At 68.5% G+C, this 18227-nt stretch carries 13 protein-coding genes; 5 read left to right on the forward strand and 8 right to left on the reverse strand.

Going from position 1 to position 18227, the window contains the following annotated elements:
* Window positions 1-592 precede the first annotated feature (592 nt).
* Together thpD and UN84_RS00500 are read left to right on the forward strand one after the other, a co-directional pair.
* Window positions 593-1591, forward strand: coding sequence for an ectoine hydroxylase (gene thpD, locus UN84_RS00495; protein ID WP_046078122.1), 999 nt, complete (start codon window positions 593-595; stop codon window positions 1589-1591).
* 70 nt (window positions 1592-1661) lie between these two features.
* A complete protein-coding gene (locus UN84_RS00500; protein ID WP_035594743.1) occupies window positions 1662-2327 on the forward strand; it encodes a fumarylacetoacetate hydrolase family protein in 666 nt (221 codons plus the stop codon).
* Window positions 2328-2423: 96 nt separating this feature from the next.
* Here the strand turns inward: UN84_RS00500 and UN84_RS00505 are convergent, their stop codons facing one another.
* From UN84_RS00505 to UN84_RS00520, 4 genes are all read right to left on the reverse strand, one after another.
* Complete coding sequence (locus tag UN84_RS00505; RefSeq protein ID WP_046078121.1) at window positions 2424-4766, reverse strand: glucose/quinate/shikimate family membrane-bound PQQ-dependent dehydrogenase; 2343 nt, start codon at window positions 4764-4766, stop codon at window positions 2424-2426.
* Window positions 4767-4947: 181 nt separating this feature from the next.
* Window positions 4948-6867, reverse strand: a complete 1920-nt coding sequence (speA, locus tag UN84_RS00510; RefSeq protein ID WP_046078120.1) for a biosynthetic arginine decarboxylase — start codon at window positions 6865-6867, stop codon at window positions 4948-4950.
* Entirely contained in the window at window positions 6864-7823 is a 960-nt protein-coding gene (locus UN84_RS00515; RefSeq protein ID WP_046078119.1) for a homoserine kinase, read from the reverse strand. Before UN84_RS00515 ends, speA begins: the two co-directional genes overlap by 4 nt.
* A gap of 217 nt (window positions 7824-8040) precedes the next feature.
* Window positions 8041-8334: a DUF2782 domain-containing protein gene (locus UN84_RS00520; RefSeq protein ID WP_046078118.1), complete on the reverse strand. Its 294-nt coding sequence runs from the start codon at window positions 8332-8334 to the stop codon at window positions 8041-8043.
* Between the two features lie 184 nt (window positions 8335-8518).
* On the opposite strand from UN84_RS00520, the gene polA reads away from it, so the two are divergent.
* Together polA and UN84_RS00530 are read left to right on the forward strand one after the other, a co-directional pair.
* Window positions 8519-11293 (forward strand): DNA polymerase I, encoded by a 2775-nt coding sequence (gene polA / locus UN84_RS00525; RefSeq protein WP_046078117.1) that lies wholly within the window; start codon window positions 8519-8521, stop codon window positions 11291-11293.
* Window positions 11294-11387: 94 nt separating this feature from the next.
* Window positions 11388-11888 carry a hypothetical protein gene (locus tag UN84_RS00530; protein WP_152662828.1) on the forward strand — a complete coding sequence of 167 codons (501 nt, stop codon included), beginning with the start codon at window positions 11388-11390 and terminating at the stop codon, window positions 11886-11888.
* A gap of 287 nt (window positions 11889-12175) precedes the next feature.
* Here the strand turns inward: UN84_RS00530 and UN84_RS00535 are convergent, their stop codons facing one another.
* Window positions 12176-13204 carry a Fe(3+) ABC transporter substrate-binding protein gene (locus UN84_RS00535; RefSeq protein ID WP_046078115.1) on the reverse strand — a complete coding sequence of 343 codons (1029 nt, stop codon included), beginning with the start codon at window positions 13202-13204 and terminating at the stop codon, window positions 12176-12178.
* A 186-nt stretch (window positions 13205-13390) separates the two neighbouring features.
* On the opposite strand from UN84_RS00535, the gene UN84_RS00540 reads away from it, so the two are divergent.
* The gene (locus UN84_RS00540; RefSeq protein WP_046078114.1) at window positions 13391-14518 is read left to right on the forward strand and encodes an ABC transporter ATP-binding protein; all 1128 of its coding nucleotides are present in this window, start codon (window positions 13391-13393) and stop codon (window positions 14516-14518) included.
* Here the strand turns inward: UN84_RS00540 and UN84_RS00545 are convergent.
* From UN84_RS00545 to UN84_RS00555, 3 genes are all read right to left on the reverse strand, one after another.
* On the reverse strand, window positions 14468-16180 hold the full coding sequence (locus UN84_RS00545; RefSeq protein ID WP_046078113.1) for an ABC transporter permease: 1713 nt from the start codon (window positions 16178-16180) through the stop codon (window positions 14468-14470). The genes UN84_RS00540 and UN84_RS00545 overlap by 51 nt on opposite strands.
* Before the next feature lie 170 nt (window positions 16181-16350).
* A complete protein-coding gene (locus tag UN84_RS00550; RefSeq protein ID WP_035594767.1) occupies window positions 16351-17679 on the reverse strand; it encodes a TRAP transporter large permease in 1329 nt (442 codons plus the stop codon).
* The gene (locus UN84_RS00555; protein ID WP_035594771.1) at window positions 17676-18194 is read right to left on the reverse strand and encodes a TRAP transporter small permease subunit; all 519 of its coding nucleotides are present in this window, start codon (window positions 18192-18194) and stop codon (window positions 17676-17678) included. Before UN84_RS00555 ends, UN84_RS00550 begins: the two co-directional genes overlap by 4 nt.
* Window positions 18195-18227 lie beyond the last annotated feature (33 nt).

The raw sequence follows: 18227 nt of genomic DNA on the forward strand, positions 1-18227 counted from the left end.
TCTGCCTCTGTCGCACGCGCGGGTCTATGAGTGATTTTGCGAATATTGATCGTGGGCCGTCATCGAGTCTGTGGTGGTGCGACTCGTTGCTCGATGCCCCTATCCCGAGACGAAAAAAAGCCCGCCCCGGAGGGGCGGGCCAACCTCGCATCTGGTGTGATGCTCGCTCTGCCTGATCACGAGCACGCCTCGTGATGGTTCCATCCTGGCACCGTAGTCTTGCAATGAGATGACAGGGCTGGGCGGGCCCCGATGATATCGCGCACAAAAAAAGACCCGCCGGGACTGGGCGGGTCATGTAAGGCTTACCAAGCGGGGAACTCGAGTAAGCCAAGCCATCATCCCATGTTGCTTATATGACTAATGTTTAAAAATGCCAACATTCTTGCCCGCTTTTTATTACTCAAGCGTTCAGCGATGCCGCCGGCAGAGCGGATCGGTTTGATTCGGCCTCGGCAACGAGCCCTTGAAATGCCGCCAGGGCATCGCCAGTGTACGGCCCTGGGGCCGCCATGGCCCCGGCCGTGCGGCTGACCGCCGTCGGTAGCGAGATCGAATCTGAACCCCATTCCGACTGCAAAGGAGGTAGTGGATGTCAGTGCAGACATCGTCCGACCGACCGCATCATCAGACGACTCCGTTCGATATCGTCGATTCCCCGGATCCCCAGAGCCGGGTGCGCAGCGCCCCGCGCCCCGGCGAGGACCCGTATCCCACCCGGCTGTCCGAGCCCCTCGACCTGCCGTGGCTGAGTCGCCACGAGCCGGTGGTGAAGGGGCATGACGGCGAGGGCCCGCTCTCCGCGGCGCAGCTCGACGCGTTCGAGCGCCAGGGCTTCCTGTTCGAGCCCGATTTCCTCACGGGCGACGAGCTCGACGAGCTGCGTCGGGAGCTCAAGGTGCTGCTCGAGAACGACGCCTATCGCGGCCGCGATTTCAGCATCACCGAGCCCCGGGGCAATGAGATCCGCTCGCTGTTCGCCGTGCACTTCCTGTCGAAGGTCTTCGGCCGCCTGGCCCATGATCCGCGCCTGACCGGTCGCGCCCGGCAGATCCTCGGCGGCGAGCCCTACGTGCATCAGTCGCGCATCAACTACAAGCCGGGCTTCGAGGGGCAGGGCTTCAACTGGCACTCCGACTTCGAGACCTGGCACGCGGAGGACGGCATGCCGGCCATGAACGCGGTGAGCGCCTCCATCGTGCTGACCGACAATCACGCCTTCAACGGCCCGCTGATGCTGGTGCCGGGCTCCCACCGGGTGTTCGTGCCCTGCCTGGGCGAGACGCCGGAGGACCATCACAAGCAGTCGCTCAAGACCCAGGAGGTCGGGGTGCCGAGCCGCGAGGCGCTGCGCCGACTGATCGATCGGCACGGCATCGAGGCGCCCACCGGCGCCGCCGGCGGGCTGCTGCTGTTCGACTGCAACACCTTGCACGGCTCCAACGCCAACATGTCCCCGGATCCGCGCAGCAATGCCTTCTTCGTCTACAACCGCCGCGACAACCGCTGTGTCGAGCCCTTCGCCGCCGGCAAGCGCCGGCCGCGTTTCCTGGCGCATGCGCCCGACGAGGCCTGGACGCCGGAGGACTGACGCCGCGCCACCCCTGGGCGTAGACTGAACGGCAGTGTCGTTCCATTCGTCAGCCAGGAGTCGCATCGTCATGCGTTTCATTCCCCGTTTCACCGATGGCCGGGCCTGTCCCCAGCCGCTGGGCAAGATCGTCTGCGTCGGTCGCAACTACGCCGAGCATGCCCGGGAGCTCGACAATCCGGTGCCCAGCGAGCCGCTGCTGTTCATCAAGCCGGCCACCAGCGCGGTGAGCCTCGAGGAGGCGATCGATGCGCCCTTCGCCCGTGGCGAGGTGCACTTCGAGACCGAGCTGGCGCTGCTGGTGGGCGAGACGCTGAAGGACGTCGGCGCCGCCGAGGCGGAGCGGGCCATCGTCGGTATCGGCCTGGCGCTGGACCTGACCCTGCGCGACGTCCAGGGCAAGCTCAAGGAGAAGGGCCATCCCTGGGAGGTGGCCAAGGGCTTCGATGGTGCCTGTCCGATGTCCGCCTTCCTGCCGCTCGGCGAGGTGCCGAACTGGAGCGCCCTGGCCTTCACCCTGGCGGTGGACGGCGAGGAGCGCCAGCACGGCCACGGCGCGGACATGCTGTTTCCGGTGCCCGATCTGGTCGCCGAGATGAGTCGCCATTTCACCCTGGAACCGGGCGACGTGGTACTCACCGGCACGCCCGCCGGCGTCGGCGAGCTTCCCCGCGGCGCCGAGCTGCGCCTGTCGCTGACCGGCGGGCTGGAGGTCGTGACCCGCGTGGTCGATTGACGCGACGCGAGGGCTCGGAAACGCGAAGGCCCCCGCCGGCATTGCCGGCGGGGGCCTCGTCGTGAGAGGGCGCCTCGGGCGAGGTGCCCCTGGCCGTTACTGCTGGGGCAGCTTGTAGGCCATCACGTAGTCACCGATGGTGGTGCCGATGGAGCCATGCCCCCCCGCGACCTGGACGACCATCTGCTCGCCCTGGCTGTTGAGGTAGGTCATGGGCGTGGCCTGGCCGCCGGCCGGCAGGCGGGTTTCCCACAGCTGCTCGCCGGTCTCGAGGTCGTAGCCGCGCAGGTAGTCGTCCACGCTGGCGGCCAGGAACACCACGCCGCTGTCGGTGATCACCGGACCGCCGATACCGGGCACGCCCAGGCGGATCTTCAGCGGCAGCGCGGTCATGTCCTCGACGGTGCCGTTCTTGTGCTGCCAGGCGACCTCACCGGTACGCAGGTCGGTGCCGGCCACGTAGCCCCACGGGGGCTGCTGGCAGGGCACGCCGAACGGCGACAGGAAGGGCTTCATCTCGACGGCGTAGTCGGCGCCGGCGTTCTCGTTGAGGCCCTGCTCGCCCTGGTTGGTCTCGCCCAGGTCGGCGCCGTCCTTCGGCACCAGGGTGGAGGTGAAGGCTAGGTAGAGCGGCATGCCGAACATCACCTGACGCTTCGGATCCACTGCCAGGCTGCCCCAGTTGAAGACGCCGAAGTTGCCCGGGAACACGATGGTGCCCTGCTCGGAGGGCGGCGTGTACTGGCCTTCGTAGCGCAGCGACTTGAACTGGATGCGGCACATCAGCTGGTCGAAGGGCGTGGCGCCCCACATGTCCGCTTCGCGCAGGGTCGGCGGACGGAATGTCAGGTCGGAGATCGGTTGGGTCTCGGCGGCGTGGTCGCCCTCGATAGTGCCCTGGGGCGCCGGCCGCTCGGAGATCGGGAAGATCGGCTCGCCGGTCTCGCGGTTCAGAACATAGACGTCGCCCTGCTTGGTGGGAATCACCAGTGCCGGTTGGCGGCCCTCGTCGGTGTCGAGGTCCAGCAGGCTCGGCTGGGCCGGGGTGTCCATGTCCCACAGGTCGTGGTGCACGAACTGCTGGACCCACTCGACCTGGCCGGTCTCGAGGCTCAGCGCCACCACCGAGCTGGCATAGGTCTCCTCGGCTTCGCTGCGGTACATGCCCAGCTGGTCCGGGGTGCGGTTGCCCATCGGGAAGTAGACCATGCCCAGCTCCTCGTCGGCGCTGGCGATCGACCAGCTGTTCGGCGAGCTGGTGCTGTAGGTCTCGTCCTCGGCGATCGGGGCGGTGTCGTCCGGATGGGCCGGATCCCAGTTCCACACCAGCTCACCGGTCTTGGCGTCGTAGGCACGGATCACGCCTGACGGCGAGTTGACGGCGTAGTTGTCGTTGACCGCACCGGCGACCACGACCTTGCCATCGGCCACCACGGGGGGGGAGGTGGAGTAGTAGAAGCCGGCCTGCTTGTACGGCATGTTGTGCATCAGGTCCAGCTCGCCGTTGTCGGCGAAGTTGGCGCAGCGGGCACCGGTGTTCGGATCCACCGCCAGCAGGCGGGCGTCTGAGGTCGGCATGAACAGCTGGGCGTCGCACTGGATCGGAGCGCGATCCTCGGCCGGGGCGCTGGCAATCTGCACGTCGAGGCTGTCGGCGTCGCCCTCGGCCGGCGGCAGGTAGGACACGCCGCGGCAGGTCTGGTGCTGGCGCGAGCTTTCGTCCGGCACCTTGGCGTCATACACCCACTGTTCCTCGCCGGTGTCGGCGTCCAGCGCGATCAGCCAGTTGTGCGGAGTGCACAGGAACAGCGAGTTGTCGATCTTGAGCGGAGTGACCTCGTAGGTGGTCTCGGTGACGTCCTCCGGGCGCTTCACGTCGCCGGTCTGGTACTGCCAGGCCAGCTCCAGGTCGGCCACGTTCTCGGGCGTGATCTGGTCCAGCGGCGAGAAGCGCTGGCCCATGTTGCTGCGCCCGTAGTCGTGCCAGCTTTCCTCGGGGCTGTCGCCGAGGTCGGGGGTCTCGTTGACGACCTCTCGGTTCAGCTCGCCGTCGATGCGGTGCGGGTCCACGGCCATGCTGCCCAGCAGCCCCACGCCGACGATCGCCCAGACCGGTAGCAGCACGGCGGTGCCGAAGCGCGAGCCGCCCTTGGCCGGCCACAGCAGCGGGATGGCGAGCAGCAGGAAGATGCCCAGGCGCGGCGCCAGCGCCCACCAGTCATAGCCCGATTCCCACAGCGACCAGGCGGCGGTCGCCACCAGGAACAGCGCGTACAGCAGTTGGGCCTTGGGACGGCGCGAGCGCGTCATGGCGCCGACGGCGATCAGCACGATGCCGGACAGGGCGTAGTACCAGCTGCCGTCGAGGGTGACCAGCCACAGGCCGCCCCCGAGCAGGGCCAGCCCCGCCAGCCAGAAAATGAGGGAAAGTATGATCATGATCCCATGCTCCTTGCTCCTTGCGAATAACAATGCGATGCACCCTATGGTAAATCATTAGGGTGCAAATCAAAATGACATCGACAGTTCGTCGCCAGCTGTCGCCCCCGCCATCACGATGCCACCCCTTCACTATGGTCTAATGAAGGAGAGGCGTCAGGCGCGGTCGGTCAATGGCGAGTCATTCGAGGTAGGTATAGCCCTCGAGCCCCTCCGAGAGGTCGTCGAGGAAGCGCGCCTGCTCATCGGCCGTAAGGCCGCTGGCGGCGAGCTGGTCGGCGAGGCGCTGGCGCAGCACCTCGGCGTCGAAGTCCACGTAGCCGAGCACATCGGCCACCCGGTCGCCGCGGCGCCGATGGTCGAGGCGCCAGGCGCCGGTCGCGTCCAGCGACGCATCCACCGAGTCGGTGTCGCCGAACAGGTTGTGCAGGTCGCCGAGGATCTCCTGGTAGGCGCCGACCAGGAAGAAGCCAAGCAGGCGTTCCTCGTCGTCGCCCCACTCGGGCAGCGGCAGGGTGGCCTCGACGCCTTCGCCGTCCACGTAGCCGTCGATGCGGCCGTCGCTGTCGCAGGTGATGTCCTGCACGACCGCGCGCCGGGCGGGCGGACGGTCCAGGCCGGAAAGCGGCAGCACCGGGAAGATCTGATCGATCCCCCAGACATCGGGCACCGACTGGAACAGCGAGAAGTTGACGAACAGCTTGTCGGCCAGCTTCTCGGCCAGTTCGTCGTGGATCTCGCGATGGGCGCGGTTGCGCGGGTCGAGGCGCTCGCGCAGGCGGGCGCAGGCAGCGGTGTAGACGCCTTCGCCCTCGGCGCGGGCCTCGAGCCCGGCCAGCCCCATCACGAAGCGCTCCTGCAGCTCGCCGATGGCCTGGCCCAGGTCGTGCCAGGCCTCGACCAGCCCGCGTGGCGCGGGGGACTCGGCCAGGGCGTCGTGGACCCGCCACAGCTCGGCGACCTGCGGGTCGCCCTCGACCCGGGCGGCTGGTGCCCGGGTCTCGGCGCGCTCCTCGCCGATCACGTTGGTGATCAGCACCGCATGATGGGCGGTCAGGGCGCGGCCCGACTCGCTGATCAGGTGCGGATGAGGCAGCCCCTCGGCGTCGCATACCTGGGCGAAGGCCGCGACCACGTTGCGGGCGTACTCGCGCATCGAGTAGTTGATCGAGCAGAAGCTGCGCGAGCGGGTGCCCTCGTAGTCGATGCCGAGCCCGCCGCCCACGTCCACGGTATCCACCGGCGCGCCCAGCGCGATCAGGCTCTGGTAGAAGCGGGCGCACTCGCGCAGGCCGCGCTGGATGTCGCGGATGTTGGCGATCTGCGAGCCCAGGTGGAAGTGCACCAGCTGCAGGCTGGCCAGGGCGTCGGCCTCGCGCAGCCGCTCGACCACGGCCTGGATCTGCCCGGCGGTGAGGCCGAACTTGGACTTCTCGCCGCCGGTATTCTGCCACTTGCCCTTGCCCACCGAGGCCAGCCGGGCGCGCAGGCCGATGCGCGGCCGCACGCCGAGGCGGTCGGCTTCCTCGAGGATCAGCGGCAGCTCCGAGAGCTTCTCCACCACCAGATAGACGCGATGGCCGAGCTTCTCGCCCATCAGCGCCAGGCGGATGTACTCGCGGTCCTTGTAGCCGTTGCAGACGATCAGCGAGGGGCCGTCGCCGGACAGCGCCAGCACCGCCAGCAGCTCAGGCTTGCTGCCGGCCTCCAGGCCGACCCGGTCGTGGCCGCGTTCGCGGGTGGCGAGGATCTCCTCGACCACCCGGCGCTGCTGGTTGACCTTGATCGGGTAGACCGCGGTATAGCCGCCGCCGAAGCCTTCCTCCGCCATGACCCCGTCGAAGGCGGCACACAGCTGCTCGACGCGGTCATGGAGGATGTCGGTGAAGCGGACCAGCACCGGCAGCCGCAGGCCGGCCTCGCGCAGCTGCGCGATCAGCGGCGCGAGCGGCAGGGCGGGGCCCTCGTCCTCGCCGTGCGGGCGCACCAGGGCCCGGCCGTCGTCGGCCACGTCGAAGTAGCCGCTGCCCCACTGGTCGATGTTCCAGGTGTGCCGGGCGCGCTGCGCGGGTCCGGCCATGCTGCCCATGGTCAGGCTCATCGAGCGGCCTCGGGCAGCGGCAGGGCGCCTTCGGCGATACGCCGCTTGAGCACGCCGCGGAACACCTCCGGGTCATGAGGCGTGAGGTCATGGGCGGGCGGGTCGACATAGACCACCAGCAGCCGCGACAGCCAGTAGCGCAGCGCGGTCATGCGCAGCATCATCGGCCAGGCCTCGCGTTCGCTCTCCTCCAGCGGACGCCGCGCCTGATAGGCGCCGAGCAGCGCCTCGTAGCGCGCCGGGTCGAGCCGGCCGTCGGCCTCGGTGGCCCAGTCGTTGATCACGATGGCCAGGTCGAACAGCAGGTCGCCGGTGCAGCCGTTGTAGAAGTCGATCAGCCCGCCCAGCTCGTCGCCGTCGAACAGGGTGTTGTCGCGGAACAGGTCGCCGTGGATCGCGCCCTGGGGCAGCGTCGGCGCATCGCCGAAGAAGCCCTGGTAGATCTCCACCTCGTCCTTCATCAGCGCCTGGTCCTCAGGAGAGAGGTAGGCCAGCACCTTGTGGTGCATCGGCAGCAGCCAGTGCAGGTCGCGCGGGTTGGGCCGGTGCCCCGGGAAGCGCTGCGAGACCCGGTGCATGCGGCCCAGGGCGTCGCCCAGCGCCCGGCATTGGGCGAGGTTGGGCGCCTCGGGATGCTTGCCGGGCAGGCGCGGGAACAGCAGCGCCGGCTTGCCGGCCAGGCTGTGCAGGGCGATGCCGTCACGGTCGTGGAGCGGCCCGGGCACGGGCAGGCGATGCTCGTCCAGGTAGTCGAGCAGCTCGACGAAGAACGGCAGCTCTTCGTGCTCGCCCTGCTCGAACAACGTGAGCACCAGCTCGCGACGGTCGGTGGTGACGAAGAAGGTGCTGTTCTCGGTGCCGGCGGGCACGCCCTTGCAGGCGATGAGCGAGCCGGCATCGAACTGGCTCAGGAACGTCTCGACCTGGGAGTCGGTCAGCGGTGTGAATACGGCCATGGATGTCTCGCCCGGGTATGCGAAGCCGCCTATTGTAGCGGCTTGGCGGCGTGATGCACGAACCGGGTAGGAAGGGCGGCAACGTCACGGAGCATGGCTGATCCGGCGACAGGTCTGCGAGGGGCGCTATGAACCCATCCGTGGGCGCTACTTTGGCCATCCCTGGCCAAAAACCCCCTCTACGACCTGTCCCCGGCGCCGCCTGGTTGTCCCGGCCTCAGAAACGCTTGATGACCCACTCGGGCACGGCGATGCGCTGGCCGTTCTGGCGTTCGAAGTCGCCGTCGCCGTCGCGGTCGACGAGGTAGTAGGAGGGCCCGGTGGCGGGCTTGATCTCGATGGCGTAGAGCTCGCCGTTGACTCGGTACTCGCGGATGGTGCGGTCTTCTTCCTGGCGGATGGTGACGTCCGGCTCGACGTCGGTGCTGGACTGGGCCAGGGCCGGCAGGGCGGCGGTGACGAGGGCCAGGCCGGCCAGCGGCGCGAGCAGCGCGGAGCGCATGAGGTTCATGGTGTTCTCCTGACCATGGGGTTGCCCCCAGTGTATGCCCTTGGCGGTCGACAACGCATGCTTTGCCCGGCAAATCGGCTCGGCAATGCGTATCATGACTGACCAGGATCAGGGGCGGCGCTCGCGATGACCGCCGGCCCCTCGACACGCGATCATCTGCCCAGCCTGCAAGGGATGCCGATTCATGGCCGACACCCCCATCGTCCTCGTCGACGGTTCCTCCTATCTCTACCGCGCCTTTCACGCCCTGCCGCCGCTGACCACCTCCGAGGGTCTGCCCACCGGCGCCGTCAAGGGCGTGCTCAACATGCTCAAGCGGCTGATCAAGGACTACCCCGACAGCCCCATGGCGGTGGTGTTCGATGCCCCGGGCAAGACCTTCCGCGACGAGCTCTACGCCGAATACAAGGCCCAGCGCCCGCCGATGCCGGACGACCTGCGTGACCAGGTCCAGCCGCTGCACGACTGCGTGCGCGCCCTCGGCCTGCCGCTGCTGTGCATCCAGGGCGTGGAGGCCGACGACGTCATCGGCACCCTGGCGCGCCACGCCACCGAGGCCGGACGCGACGCCGTGATCTCCACCGGCGACAAGGACATGGCCCAGCTGGTCAATGCCCACATCACCCTGGTCAACACCATGAAGGACGAGACCCTCGACGTGGCCGGGGTGAAGGAGAAGTTCGGGCTGCCGCCGGAGCGGATCATCGACTTCCTGGCGCTGATGGGCGACAAGGTCGACAACATTCCCGGCGTGCCGGGGGTCGGCGAGAAGACCGCCCTGGGGCTGCTGCAGGGCATGGAGGGCGGCCTCGAGACCGTCTACGCCGACCTGGAACGGGTCAAGACGCTGGGCTTTCGCGGCGCCAAGACGCTGCCCAAGAAGCTCGAGGAGCACCGCGACCAGGCCTTCCTGTCCTACGAGCTCGCCACCATCAAGACCGACTGCGAGCTGCCGGTGGGCCTCGACGACCTGGACATCGCCCACCCTGACCGCGAGTCGCTGGCCGAGCTCTATCGCCGCCTGGAGTTCAAGGCCTGGCTGTCCGAGCTTCTGGAAGGCAAGGACAAGGGGGTCGATGACGCCTCGTCGGGCGAGGGCGCCGAAGGCGGCGAGAGCGGTGGAGAACGCGAGGGCGAGAGCGGCGGCGCCGAGCGCGAGGATGTGGTGATCCTCGAGCAGGCCGACCTCGACGCCTGGCTTGCGCGTTTGAAGGAGGCCGAGGCCTTCTGCTTCGATCTCGAGACCACCAGCCTCGACTACATGGAGGCCGAGATTGTCGGCGTCGGGCTGTCCCTCGAGCCCGGCGAGGCCGCCTACATCCCGCTGGCCCACGACTACCTGGATGCGCCGGCCCAGCTCGATCGCAAGGCCGTGCTCGAGGCGCTGACGCCGCTGTGGGCGGACGCCGGCAAGGCCAAGATCGGCCAGAACCTCAAGTACGACATCTCGGTGCTGGCGCGTCACGGCATCGAGGTGGCGGGAGCCCTCGAGGACACCATGCTCGAGTCCTACGTGCTGGATTCCACCGCCACCCGCCACGACATGGACTCGCTGGCGCTCAAGTACCTGGGCGAGAAGACGGTCAGCTTCGAGGACATCGCCGGCAAGGGCGTCAAGCAGCTGACCTTCAACCAGATCGCCCTGGAGCAGGCCGCGCCCTACGCCTGCGAGGACGTCGACATCACCCTGCGACTGCACCGCGAGCTGCGCCCGCGGGTCGAGGCCGAGGGGCGCCTGGCCGAGGTGCTCGACAGACTGGAGCGCCCGCTGATCCGGGTGCTGTCGCGCATGGAGCGCGGCGGCGTGGCGCTGGACGCCGAGCGCCTGCACGCCCAGAGCCAGGAGCTCGGCCAGCGCATCGGCGAGCTCGAGCAGCAGGCCTTCGAGCTGGCCGGGCGCGAGTTCAACCTGGGCTCGCCCAAGCAGCTCGGCCAGATCCTGTTCGAGGAACAGAAGATCCCGGTGATCAAGAAGACGCCCAAGGGCGCGCCGTCCACCGCCGAGGCCGTGCTCGAGGAGCTGGCGCTGGACTACCCGCTGCCCAAGGTGATCATGGAACACCGCGGCCTCTCCAAGCTGCGCTCCACCTACACCGACAAGCTGCCGAAGCTGGTCAACAAGGCCACCGGCCGGCTGCACACCAGCTACCACCAGGCGGTCACCGCCACCGGGCGGCTGTCGTCCTCCGATCCCAACCTGCAGAACATCCCGATCCGCACCGAGCAGGGGCGCAAGATCCGCCAGGCCTTCGTCGCGCGGCCCGGCTATCGCATCGTCGCCGCCGACTACTCGCAGATCGAGCTGCGCATCATGGCGCACCTGTCCGGCGACAAGGGGCTGCTCGAGGCCTTCGCCGCCGACCGCGACATCCACGCCGCCACCGCCGCCGAGGTGTTCGGCGTGGGGCTCGACAAGGTCTCCCCGGACCAGCGCCGCAGCGCCAAGGCGATCAACTTCGGGCTGATCTACGGCATGAGCGCCTGGGGCTTGGGCCGCCAGCTGCACATCGAGCAGAAGCAGGCCAAGACCTACATCGACCGCTACTTCGACCGCTATCCCGGCGTGGCCCGCTACATGGAGCGCATCCGCGCCCAGGCGGCCGAGGACGGTTTCGTCGAGACGGTGCTCGGCCGGCGCCTCTACCTGCCGGAGATCCACTCCCAGAACCGTGCCCGTCGCCAGGGCGCCGAGCGCACCGCCATCAACGCGCCCATGCAGGGCACCGCGGCGGACATCATCAAGCGCGCCATGATCGACGTCGACGCCTGGCTGGCCGAGGGCGAGGTCGACGCCATGATGGTCATGCAGGTCCACGACGAACTGGTGTTCGAGGTCGCCGAAGACGCCGTCGACACCTTCATTCCCGAGGTGAAGCGGCGCATGCAGGCCGCCGCCGAGCTCGATGTGGCGCTGATCGTCGAGGCCGAGAGCGGCGTTAACTGGGACGAGGCGCACTGACACGTTCATCGTGCCATGCTGTGTGAATGGCTGTGAGAACACCGGTGGGTCACGAGGGCCCGATCGAACAAGGAGGAGAGTGATGCGAAGGATCATGATGCCATGGTTGCTGGGCGCGGGCGTGGCCCTGCTGTCCGGTTGCGCGAGCCAGGCCACCGAGCAGACGGCGGCGGAGCGCTTCGACTGCACCGCCCTGAACCAGGCGATCACGAGTGCGGAGACGGGCTTCGAGGACATCAAGGGGCGCCTGGAGACCACCGATCTGACCCGCACCTGGCAGACCGACACCCAGGCGTTTCATGACGCCTGCGTGATCACCTCGGCCCGCCGGCCCGACCACTACCTGTGCTTCGGCCCGCTGGCGACCGACGACCCGCGCGGCGCGCTGGTGGCCGGTGGCGAGGCCCTCGGCCGGTGCCTGGGGGAAAGCTGGCAGTCCGAGCGCACCGCGCCGGACCGACTCGCGTTCACCCGCCAGGGCCGCGAGCCCGTGGTGGTGCTCGAGAGCTTCCTCAACGACCGCGGACGCCGCATGGGCACCCTGGGGGTGTACCAGAACGCCGCGGACGCCGCGCCCCGGCCGGGCGAGGAGTGAGCCTGACCGGCGCCTGAGCGCGTCTGCCAATGAAAAGGCCCGCGGCAATGCCGCGGGCCTTTTTCGTGATGGCCGATGGTCCCGGCCAGAACGCGCCGATGGGGGGCGACAGTGCAGCGATAAACCGTTGTTGCCTGGCTGAGCGAGGCGGTGTCTGAAAAGTCGGCGAGCGAAGGCTAGACAAGGCAAAAATCGGCAAGGATGCGCAGTTTACAAAGGGGTAAATGAGCATTTCGAGCTGATTTTTAACGCCGTATAGCCGAGCGCAGGCACTTTTCAGACATTGACTACCGCCAGCCGACGCGATCGAAGATACGCACCGCCTGCGGATTGTTCTCGCCCAGCACGCTGACGTTCAGGTCGTCGGTCTTGACGTCGCCCCAGGAGGCCAGCACCTCGTCGACCGGCTCGCCCTCGACCGCCGGGAACTCGTGGTTGCCGGTGGAGAAGATCGCCTGGGCGGTGTCGGAGGCCAGGAACTCCAGGAAGCGCACGGCGTTTTCCGGGTGCGGGGCATCCTTGACCATGCCGGCGCCGCCGACGTTGATGTGAGCGCCACGGTCGTCCTGGTTGGGGAACAGGATCTGGAGCTTCTCGGCGGCCTCGCGGGTGGCGTCGTCGTCGGAGGTCAGCATGCGCACGTAGTAGTAGTGGTTGGCCACCGCCACGTCGCACTCGCCGCTGGCCACGCCCAGCAGCTGGTCGGTGTCGCCGCCCTCGGGGTCGCGGGCCATGTTGTCGACCACGCCCTGGGCCCACTGCTCGGCGCCTTCCTCGCCGTGGTGGGCGATCATCGAAGCCAGCAGCGACTGGTTGTAGATGTTGTTCGAGGAGCGGATGCAGATCTCGCCCTCGAAGCGCGAATCGGCCAGGTCCTCGTAGCTCGAGAGCTCGTCGGCGCCGACGGCCTCCGGGTTGTAGAAGATGGCGCGCACGCGCTGGCTGAAGCCGAACCACTTGCCCTCGGGGTGGTGCATGTTGGCGGGCAGGCGCTCGTCGAGCAGTTCGGAGTCGACGCTGGCGAAGATGTCTTCCTGCTCGGCGCGCCACAGGCGGCCGGCGTCCACGGTCATCATCACGTCGGCGGGGCTGGCCTGGCCCTCGCGCTTGATGCGCTGGATCAGCTGGTCGGAGCCGCCCTCGAGCACGTTGACCTCGATGCCGGTCGCCTCGGTGAAGGCGTCGTAGAGGTCTTGGTCGGAATCGTAGTGGCGGGCCGAGTAGACGTTCACCTCGTCGGCGACGGCCGGGGCGGCGAAGGCCGCACCGGCCATCAGAGCGGCGAGGGGCATGACGAGACGACGGGACTGTGACATCGGAGACCTCATGGTCGGGGAAGTCGGTATCGACTTCGAATGATAATAGGTTGTATTAGTCTTGCCATTGAAGCGCCTGGTCACCGTGGCGTCAACCGGCATCGCGGCGCCGATAAATGGCGACGAAAAGACGAAGGTTTCGCGTTACCATGAAGGCCCTGTCACGTCAGCGCCCGGTGCTTGCCCATGACCAGCCACGCTCAGCTTTCCCCCGCCGCCGCGCCGGAACAGGCCCCGGCCCCGGTGCTCGCCATGCACAACATTCGCCACGCCTACGGCCACCACCTGGCGGTGGAGGACGTAGGCCTGGAGGTGCGTCCCGGCGAGGTGGTCTGTCTTCTGGGGCCCTCCGGCTGCGGCAAGACCACGCTGCTGCGCATCGTCGCCGGGCTCGAGGTGCTCCAGCAGGGGCGGGTCGACCTCGACGGCCGGCCGATCGGGCGCCCCGGCCAGGCCCACCTGCCGCCGGAGAAGCGCAACGTCGGCCTGGCGTTCCAGGATTCGGCGCTGTTCCCGCATCTCTCAGTGTTGCAGAACGTCGGCTTCGGCCTCGAGTCGCTGCCGGCCAAGGAGCGCCGCAAGCGTGCCCTTGAGCTGCTCGACCAGCTGGGCATGGGACGCTTCGCCGAGAGCTACCCGCACATGCTGTCCGGCGGCCAGCAGCAGCGCGTGGCCCTGGCCCGGGCGCTGGCGCCGGCGCCGCGACTGATGCTGCTCGACGAGCCGTTCTCGAGCCTGGACGCCCGTCTGCGTGACCGCATCCGCGACGACACCCTGCACGTGCTCAAGCGGGTCGGCGCCGGCGCCCTGCTGGTGACCCACGATCCGGAGGAGGCGATGTTCATGGCCGATCGCATCGCGCTGATGCGCGACGGCCACATCGTGCAGATGGGCACGCCCCGGGAGCTCTACTGCGCGCCGGTGGATCCGTTCGTGGTGACCTTCTTCGGCGAGGTCAACGAGCTCGAGGGCACGGTGCGCGACGGTCGCGTCGACACCCCGGTGGGCGAGGTAATGGCCCATGGCCTGGAGGAGGGCGCCCGGGCGCGGGTGATGATCCGACCCGAGGCGCTGCGCGTGGTGGCCCTGGAAGAGCCGCCGGCGGACCACCACAGCCACGTGATCATGGCCAAGCTGCTGGGCCGCACCAGCCTGCTGCACATCTGCGCCCACGGCGGCGGCAGCGAGTCGCATCTGCACGCCCGGGTCCCCGGGGTGTTCCTGCCCGAGGAGGGCCAGCCGGTCACGATCCGGCTGGATCCGTCACAGGTGTTCGTCTTTCCCGCCACTGCCCCCGCCGCTGCCGGGGCGTGAGCCGCGCATCGCCAGGCTGAGCAGGATCACCGGAATGATGCCCACCGCGACGATGGTCAGCGAGGCAGTGGAGGCCTCGGCCAGGCGCTCGTCGGCGGCCAGGTTGTGGGCCCGTACCGCCAGGGTGTCGAAGTCGAAGGGGCGCAGGATGATGGTCGCCGGCAGCTCCTTCATCACGTCGACGAACACCAGGATGCCGGCGGCCAGCAGGCTGCCGCGCATGATCGGCGTGTGCACGCGGCGCAGGGTGCCGCCGGCGGTCTGTCCCAGGGTGCGGGCGGCCGCGTCCATGCTCGGCGTGACCTTGCCGAGGCTCGCCTCCAGGGCGTTGAACGACACCGCCAGGAAGCGCACCACGTAGGCGTAGATCAGGATGAAGGCCGAACCGCTGAAGATCAGCCCGGCCATCACCCCGTAGTGCTCGCGCAGGAAGCCGTTCAGGGTGTCGTCCAGCCAGGCGAAGGGGATCAGGATGCCCACCGCCACCACCGAGCCGGGCACCGCATAGCCCATCGCCGCCACCCGGGTGGCGGTGCGCGTCAGCGGCCCCGGATTCAGCCGCGCGCCGTAGCTCAGCACCAGCGCCAGCCCCACCGCGACCAGCGCCGCCACGGCCGCCAGCAGCAGGCTGTTGCCGGCGAATTCCAGGAACCGGGCGCCGAACAGCGAGTCCCCGCCCTTGATCGACAGGTAGCCCAGCAGGCCGCTGGGAATCAGGAAGCCGACCAGCACCGGCGCCAGGCAGGCCAGGGTGGCGGCGGCGGCGCCCAGGCCGCCGAGCCGGAACTCCGGCAGCTGTTGGTAGCGGCCGGTGGTGTGGAAGTAGCGGCGCTTGCCCCGCGAGGCGCGCTCGAGCAGCACGAAGCAGATCACGAAGGCCAGCAGGCAGGCCGCCAGCTGGGCGGCGGCGACCTGCTCGCCCATGCCGAACCAGGTGCGGTAGATGCCGGTGGTGAAGGTATCGACGCCGAAGTACTGTACCGCGCCGAACTCGTTGAGGGTCTCCATCAGCGCCAGTGACACGCCGCCGACGATGGCCGGGCGCGCCAGCGGGATGGCGATGCTGGTGAACAGCCGCCAGGGGCCGCGGCCCAGGGTGCGGCCGACGTCGAGCACGCACACCGACTGCTCGAGGAAGCTGGCCCGGGCCAGCATGTAGACGTAGGGGTAGAGCACCAGGGTGATCAGGGTCGCCGCGCCGCCCAGCGAGCGGATGTCGGGGAACCAGTAGTCGCCGCGCTCCCAGCCGAAGGTCTCGCGCAGGGCGCTCTGCAGCGGCCCGGCGTACTGCAGGAAGTCGGTGTAGGCGTAGGCGATCACGTAGGTCGGCACCGCCAGCGGAAGCAGCAGGGCCCACTCGAACAGCTTGCGCCCGGGGAAGCGGCACATCACCACCAGCCAGGCGGTACCGGTGCCGATCACGAAGGTGCCGAGCCCCACCGTGACGACCAGGAAGAGCGTGTTGGCCAGGTAGCGGCCGAGCACGGTGCTGGCCAGGTGCTGCCACACGTCACCGGCGGGCATCACGATATGCGCCAGCACGGTGAGCACCGGCAGTGCCACCACGGCGGCGATGAGCAGGGTCAGAACGCTCCATGCATCGAGGCGCCATCTGGACCGCGGGGCAGCCGAGGCGGGTCGATGGCTGAGGGGGCTGGACAACGCAGGATCTCCTTCCGGTGGGCCGTCACCGGCCAGATGCGAGTGGCTGGCGGGTGAAAGATAGTATCAGCTGCTCGGCGGGGTCGCAGCCAGACGGACGGTCCCGCGACGCCCCCGGAGGGCCGGGCGTCGCGGGTGGGTCGGGCGAGGAGGGGGCGTCGGCTGCCGGGCTAGTAGCCCAGCCACAGCGAGGGCAGCCCGGTCACCAGGGCCGGGAAGACCGCCATCAGCACGCAGGCCAGCAGGATCAGCGCGCAGAACGGAATCACCGCCTTGTACAGGTCCAGGGTCTGGATCTCCGGCGGCGCCACGCCCTTGAGGTAGAACAGCGCATAGCCGAACGGCGGGGTGAGGAAGGAGGTCTGCAGCACCACCGCCACCATCACCACGAACCACAGGGTGTCGACGCCCATGGCCTCGATGATCGGCAGCATGATCGGGAAGCTCAGCAGCACGATGCCGGTCCAGTCGAGGAACATGCCCAGCACGAACACCAGCAGGAACATCAGGATCAGCGCGCCGGTGGTGCCGCCGGGCATCGCCAGCACCAGCTCGCTGATCACGTCCATGCCGCCGCCGATCGAGAACACCCCGGTGAAGGCGGTGGCGCCGACCAGCACGAACATCACCATGGTGGTGGTCTTGCCGGCCTCGATGAAGGTGCGATAGCAGGTCGAGACCTTGCGGTCGCCGAAGATCAGGAACAGCACGAAGGCCAGGGTCACGCCGATCGCCGAGGCCTCGGTGGCGGTGGCGATGCCGGTGAACAGCGCGCCCAGCACGCCGAGGATCAGGCTCATCGGCGGCAGCACGTACTTGCCGAGGCGCACCACCAGCTCGCCGGTGGAGAGATCGGCACGCTCCTCGGCGGCCACCGGCGGGCCATAGCTTGGCTTGATGAAGCACACCAGCAGCACGTAGCCGGCGTACAGGGTGCCCAGCAGCAGGCCCGGCACCAGGGCGCCGGCGAACAGCGCACCCACCGAGACCGGCGAGTAGCTGGCCATCAGGATCAGCATGATGCTCGGCGGAATCAGAATGCCCAGGCAGCCGCTGGCCATGATCACGCCGGCCGACAGGCCCTTGTGATAGCCGTACTTGAGCATCGGCGCCAGGGCGATCAGCCCCATCACCGCGATCGAGGCGCCGACGATGCCGGTGGTGGCGGCCAGCAGCACCGAGACGATGACCACGGTCAGCGCCAGCCCGCCGCGCACCCGGCCGAGCAGCAGGCGCATGCTCTCGAACATCCGCTCGGTGACGCCGGAGTCGTTGAGGAAGCGCGCCATGAGGATGAACAGCGGGATGGCCACCAGCACGTAATTGTCCATGGCCCGGCCGTAGATGTTGTTGATGATGATGCCGAGCACCTGGGGGCCGGGGCCGAACCAGGCGCCGAGCACCGCGGTGCCGCCCAGCACGAAGGCCAGCGGATGGCCCATGAACAGCCCTACCAGCAGGCCGCCGAACATGAACAGGGTGAGCATTTCCGGGCTCATGAGGCGTCCTCCGATGACGACGGGCCGGCGGTCAGCTCGCCGACGGCACGGATCACGATGGCGATGGCCTGCAGCAGCACCAGCACGCCGGCGATGACCAGCACCGCCTTCACCGGGTAGACCGGGATCGAGACGATGCCGTAGGTGGATTCACCGCGGCTCCAGGAGCGCTCGAAGAAGCGCCAGCTGTAGGTGATGAGCATCAGGATGAAGGGGGTGAAGAACAGCAGGTAGCCGAGCAGCTCGATCAGTGCCCGGCCGCGCCGCGAGAGCAGTCGCTTGAGCACGTCCACCTCGACGTGGGCGTGATGCTTGAGACCGTAGGCGGCCATCAGCATGAAGTGGCTGCCGAACAGCATGGTGGTGACATCGAAGGCCCAGTCGCTGGGCCGGCCGAAGAAGAAGCGCATGGCGATGTCGTAGACCACCACGATGGTAATGATCGCGATCAGCGGGGCGATCAGGCGACCGAAGCCCTCGTTGAGGGCGTCGATGGCCCGGGCGATGGCATGCATCCGGAGAGCCTCCTCGAATAACGTATAAAGCCG

Origin of the sequence: Halomonas sp. HG01 (assembly GCF_000968715.2) — a bacterium.
In the GTDB taxonomy this organism is placed as follows: domain Bacteria; phylum Pseudomonadota; class Gammaproteobacteria; order Pseudomonadales; family Halomonadaceae; genus Halomonas; species Halomonas halophila.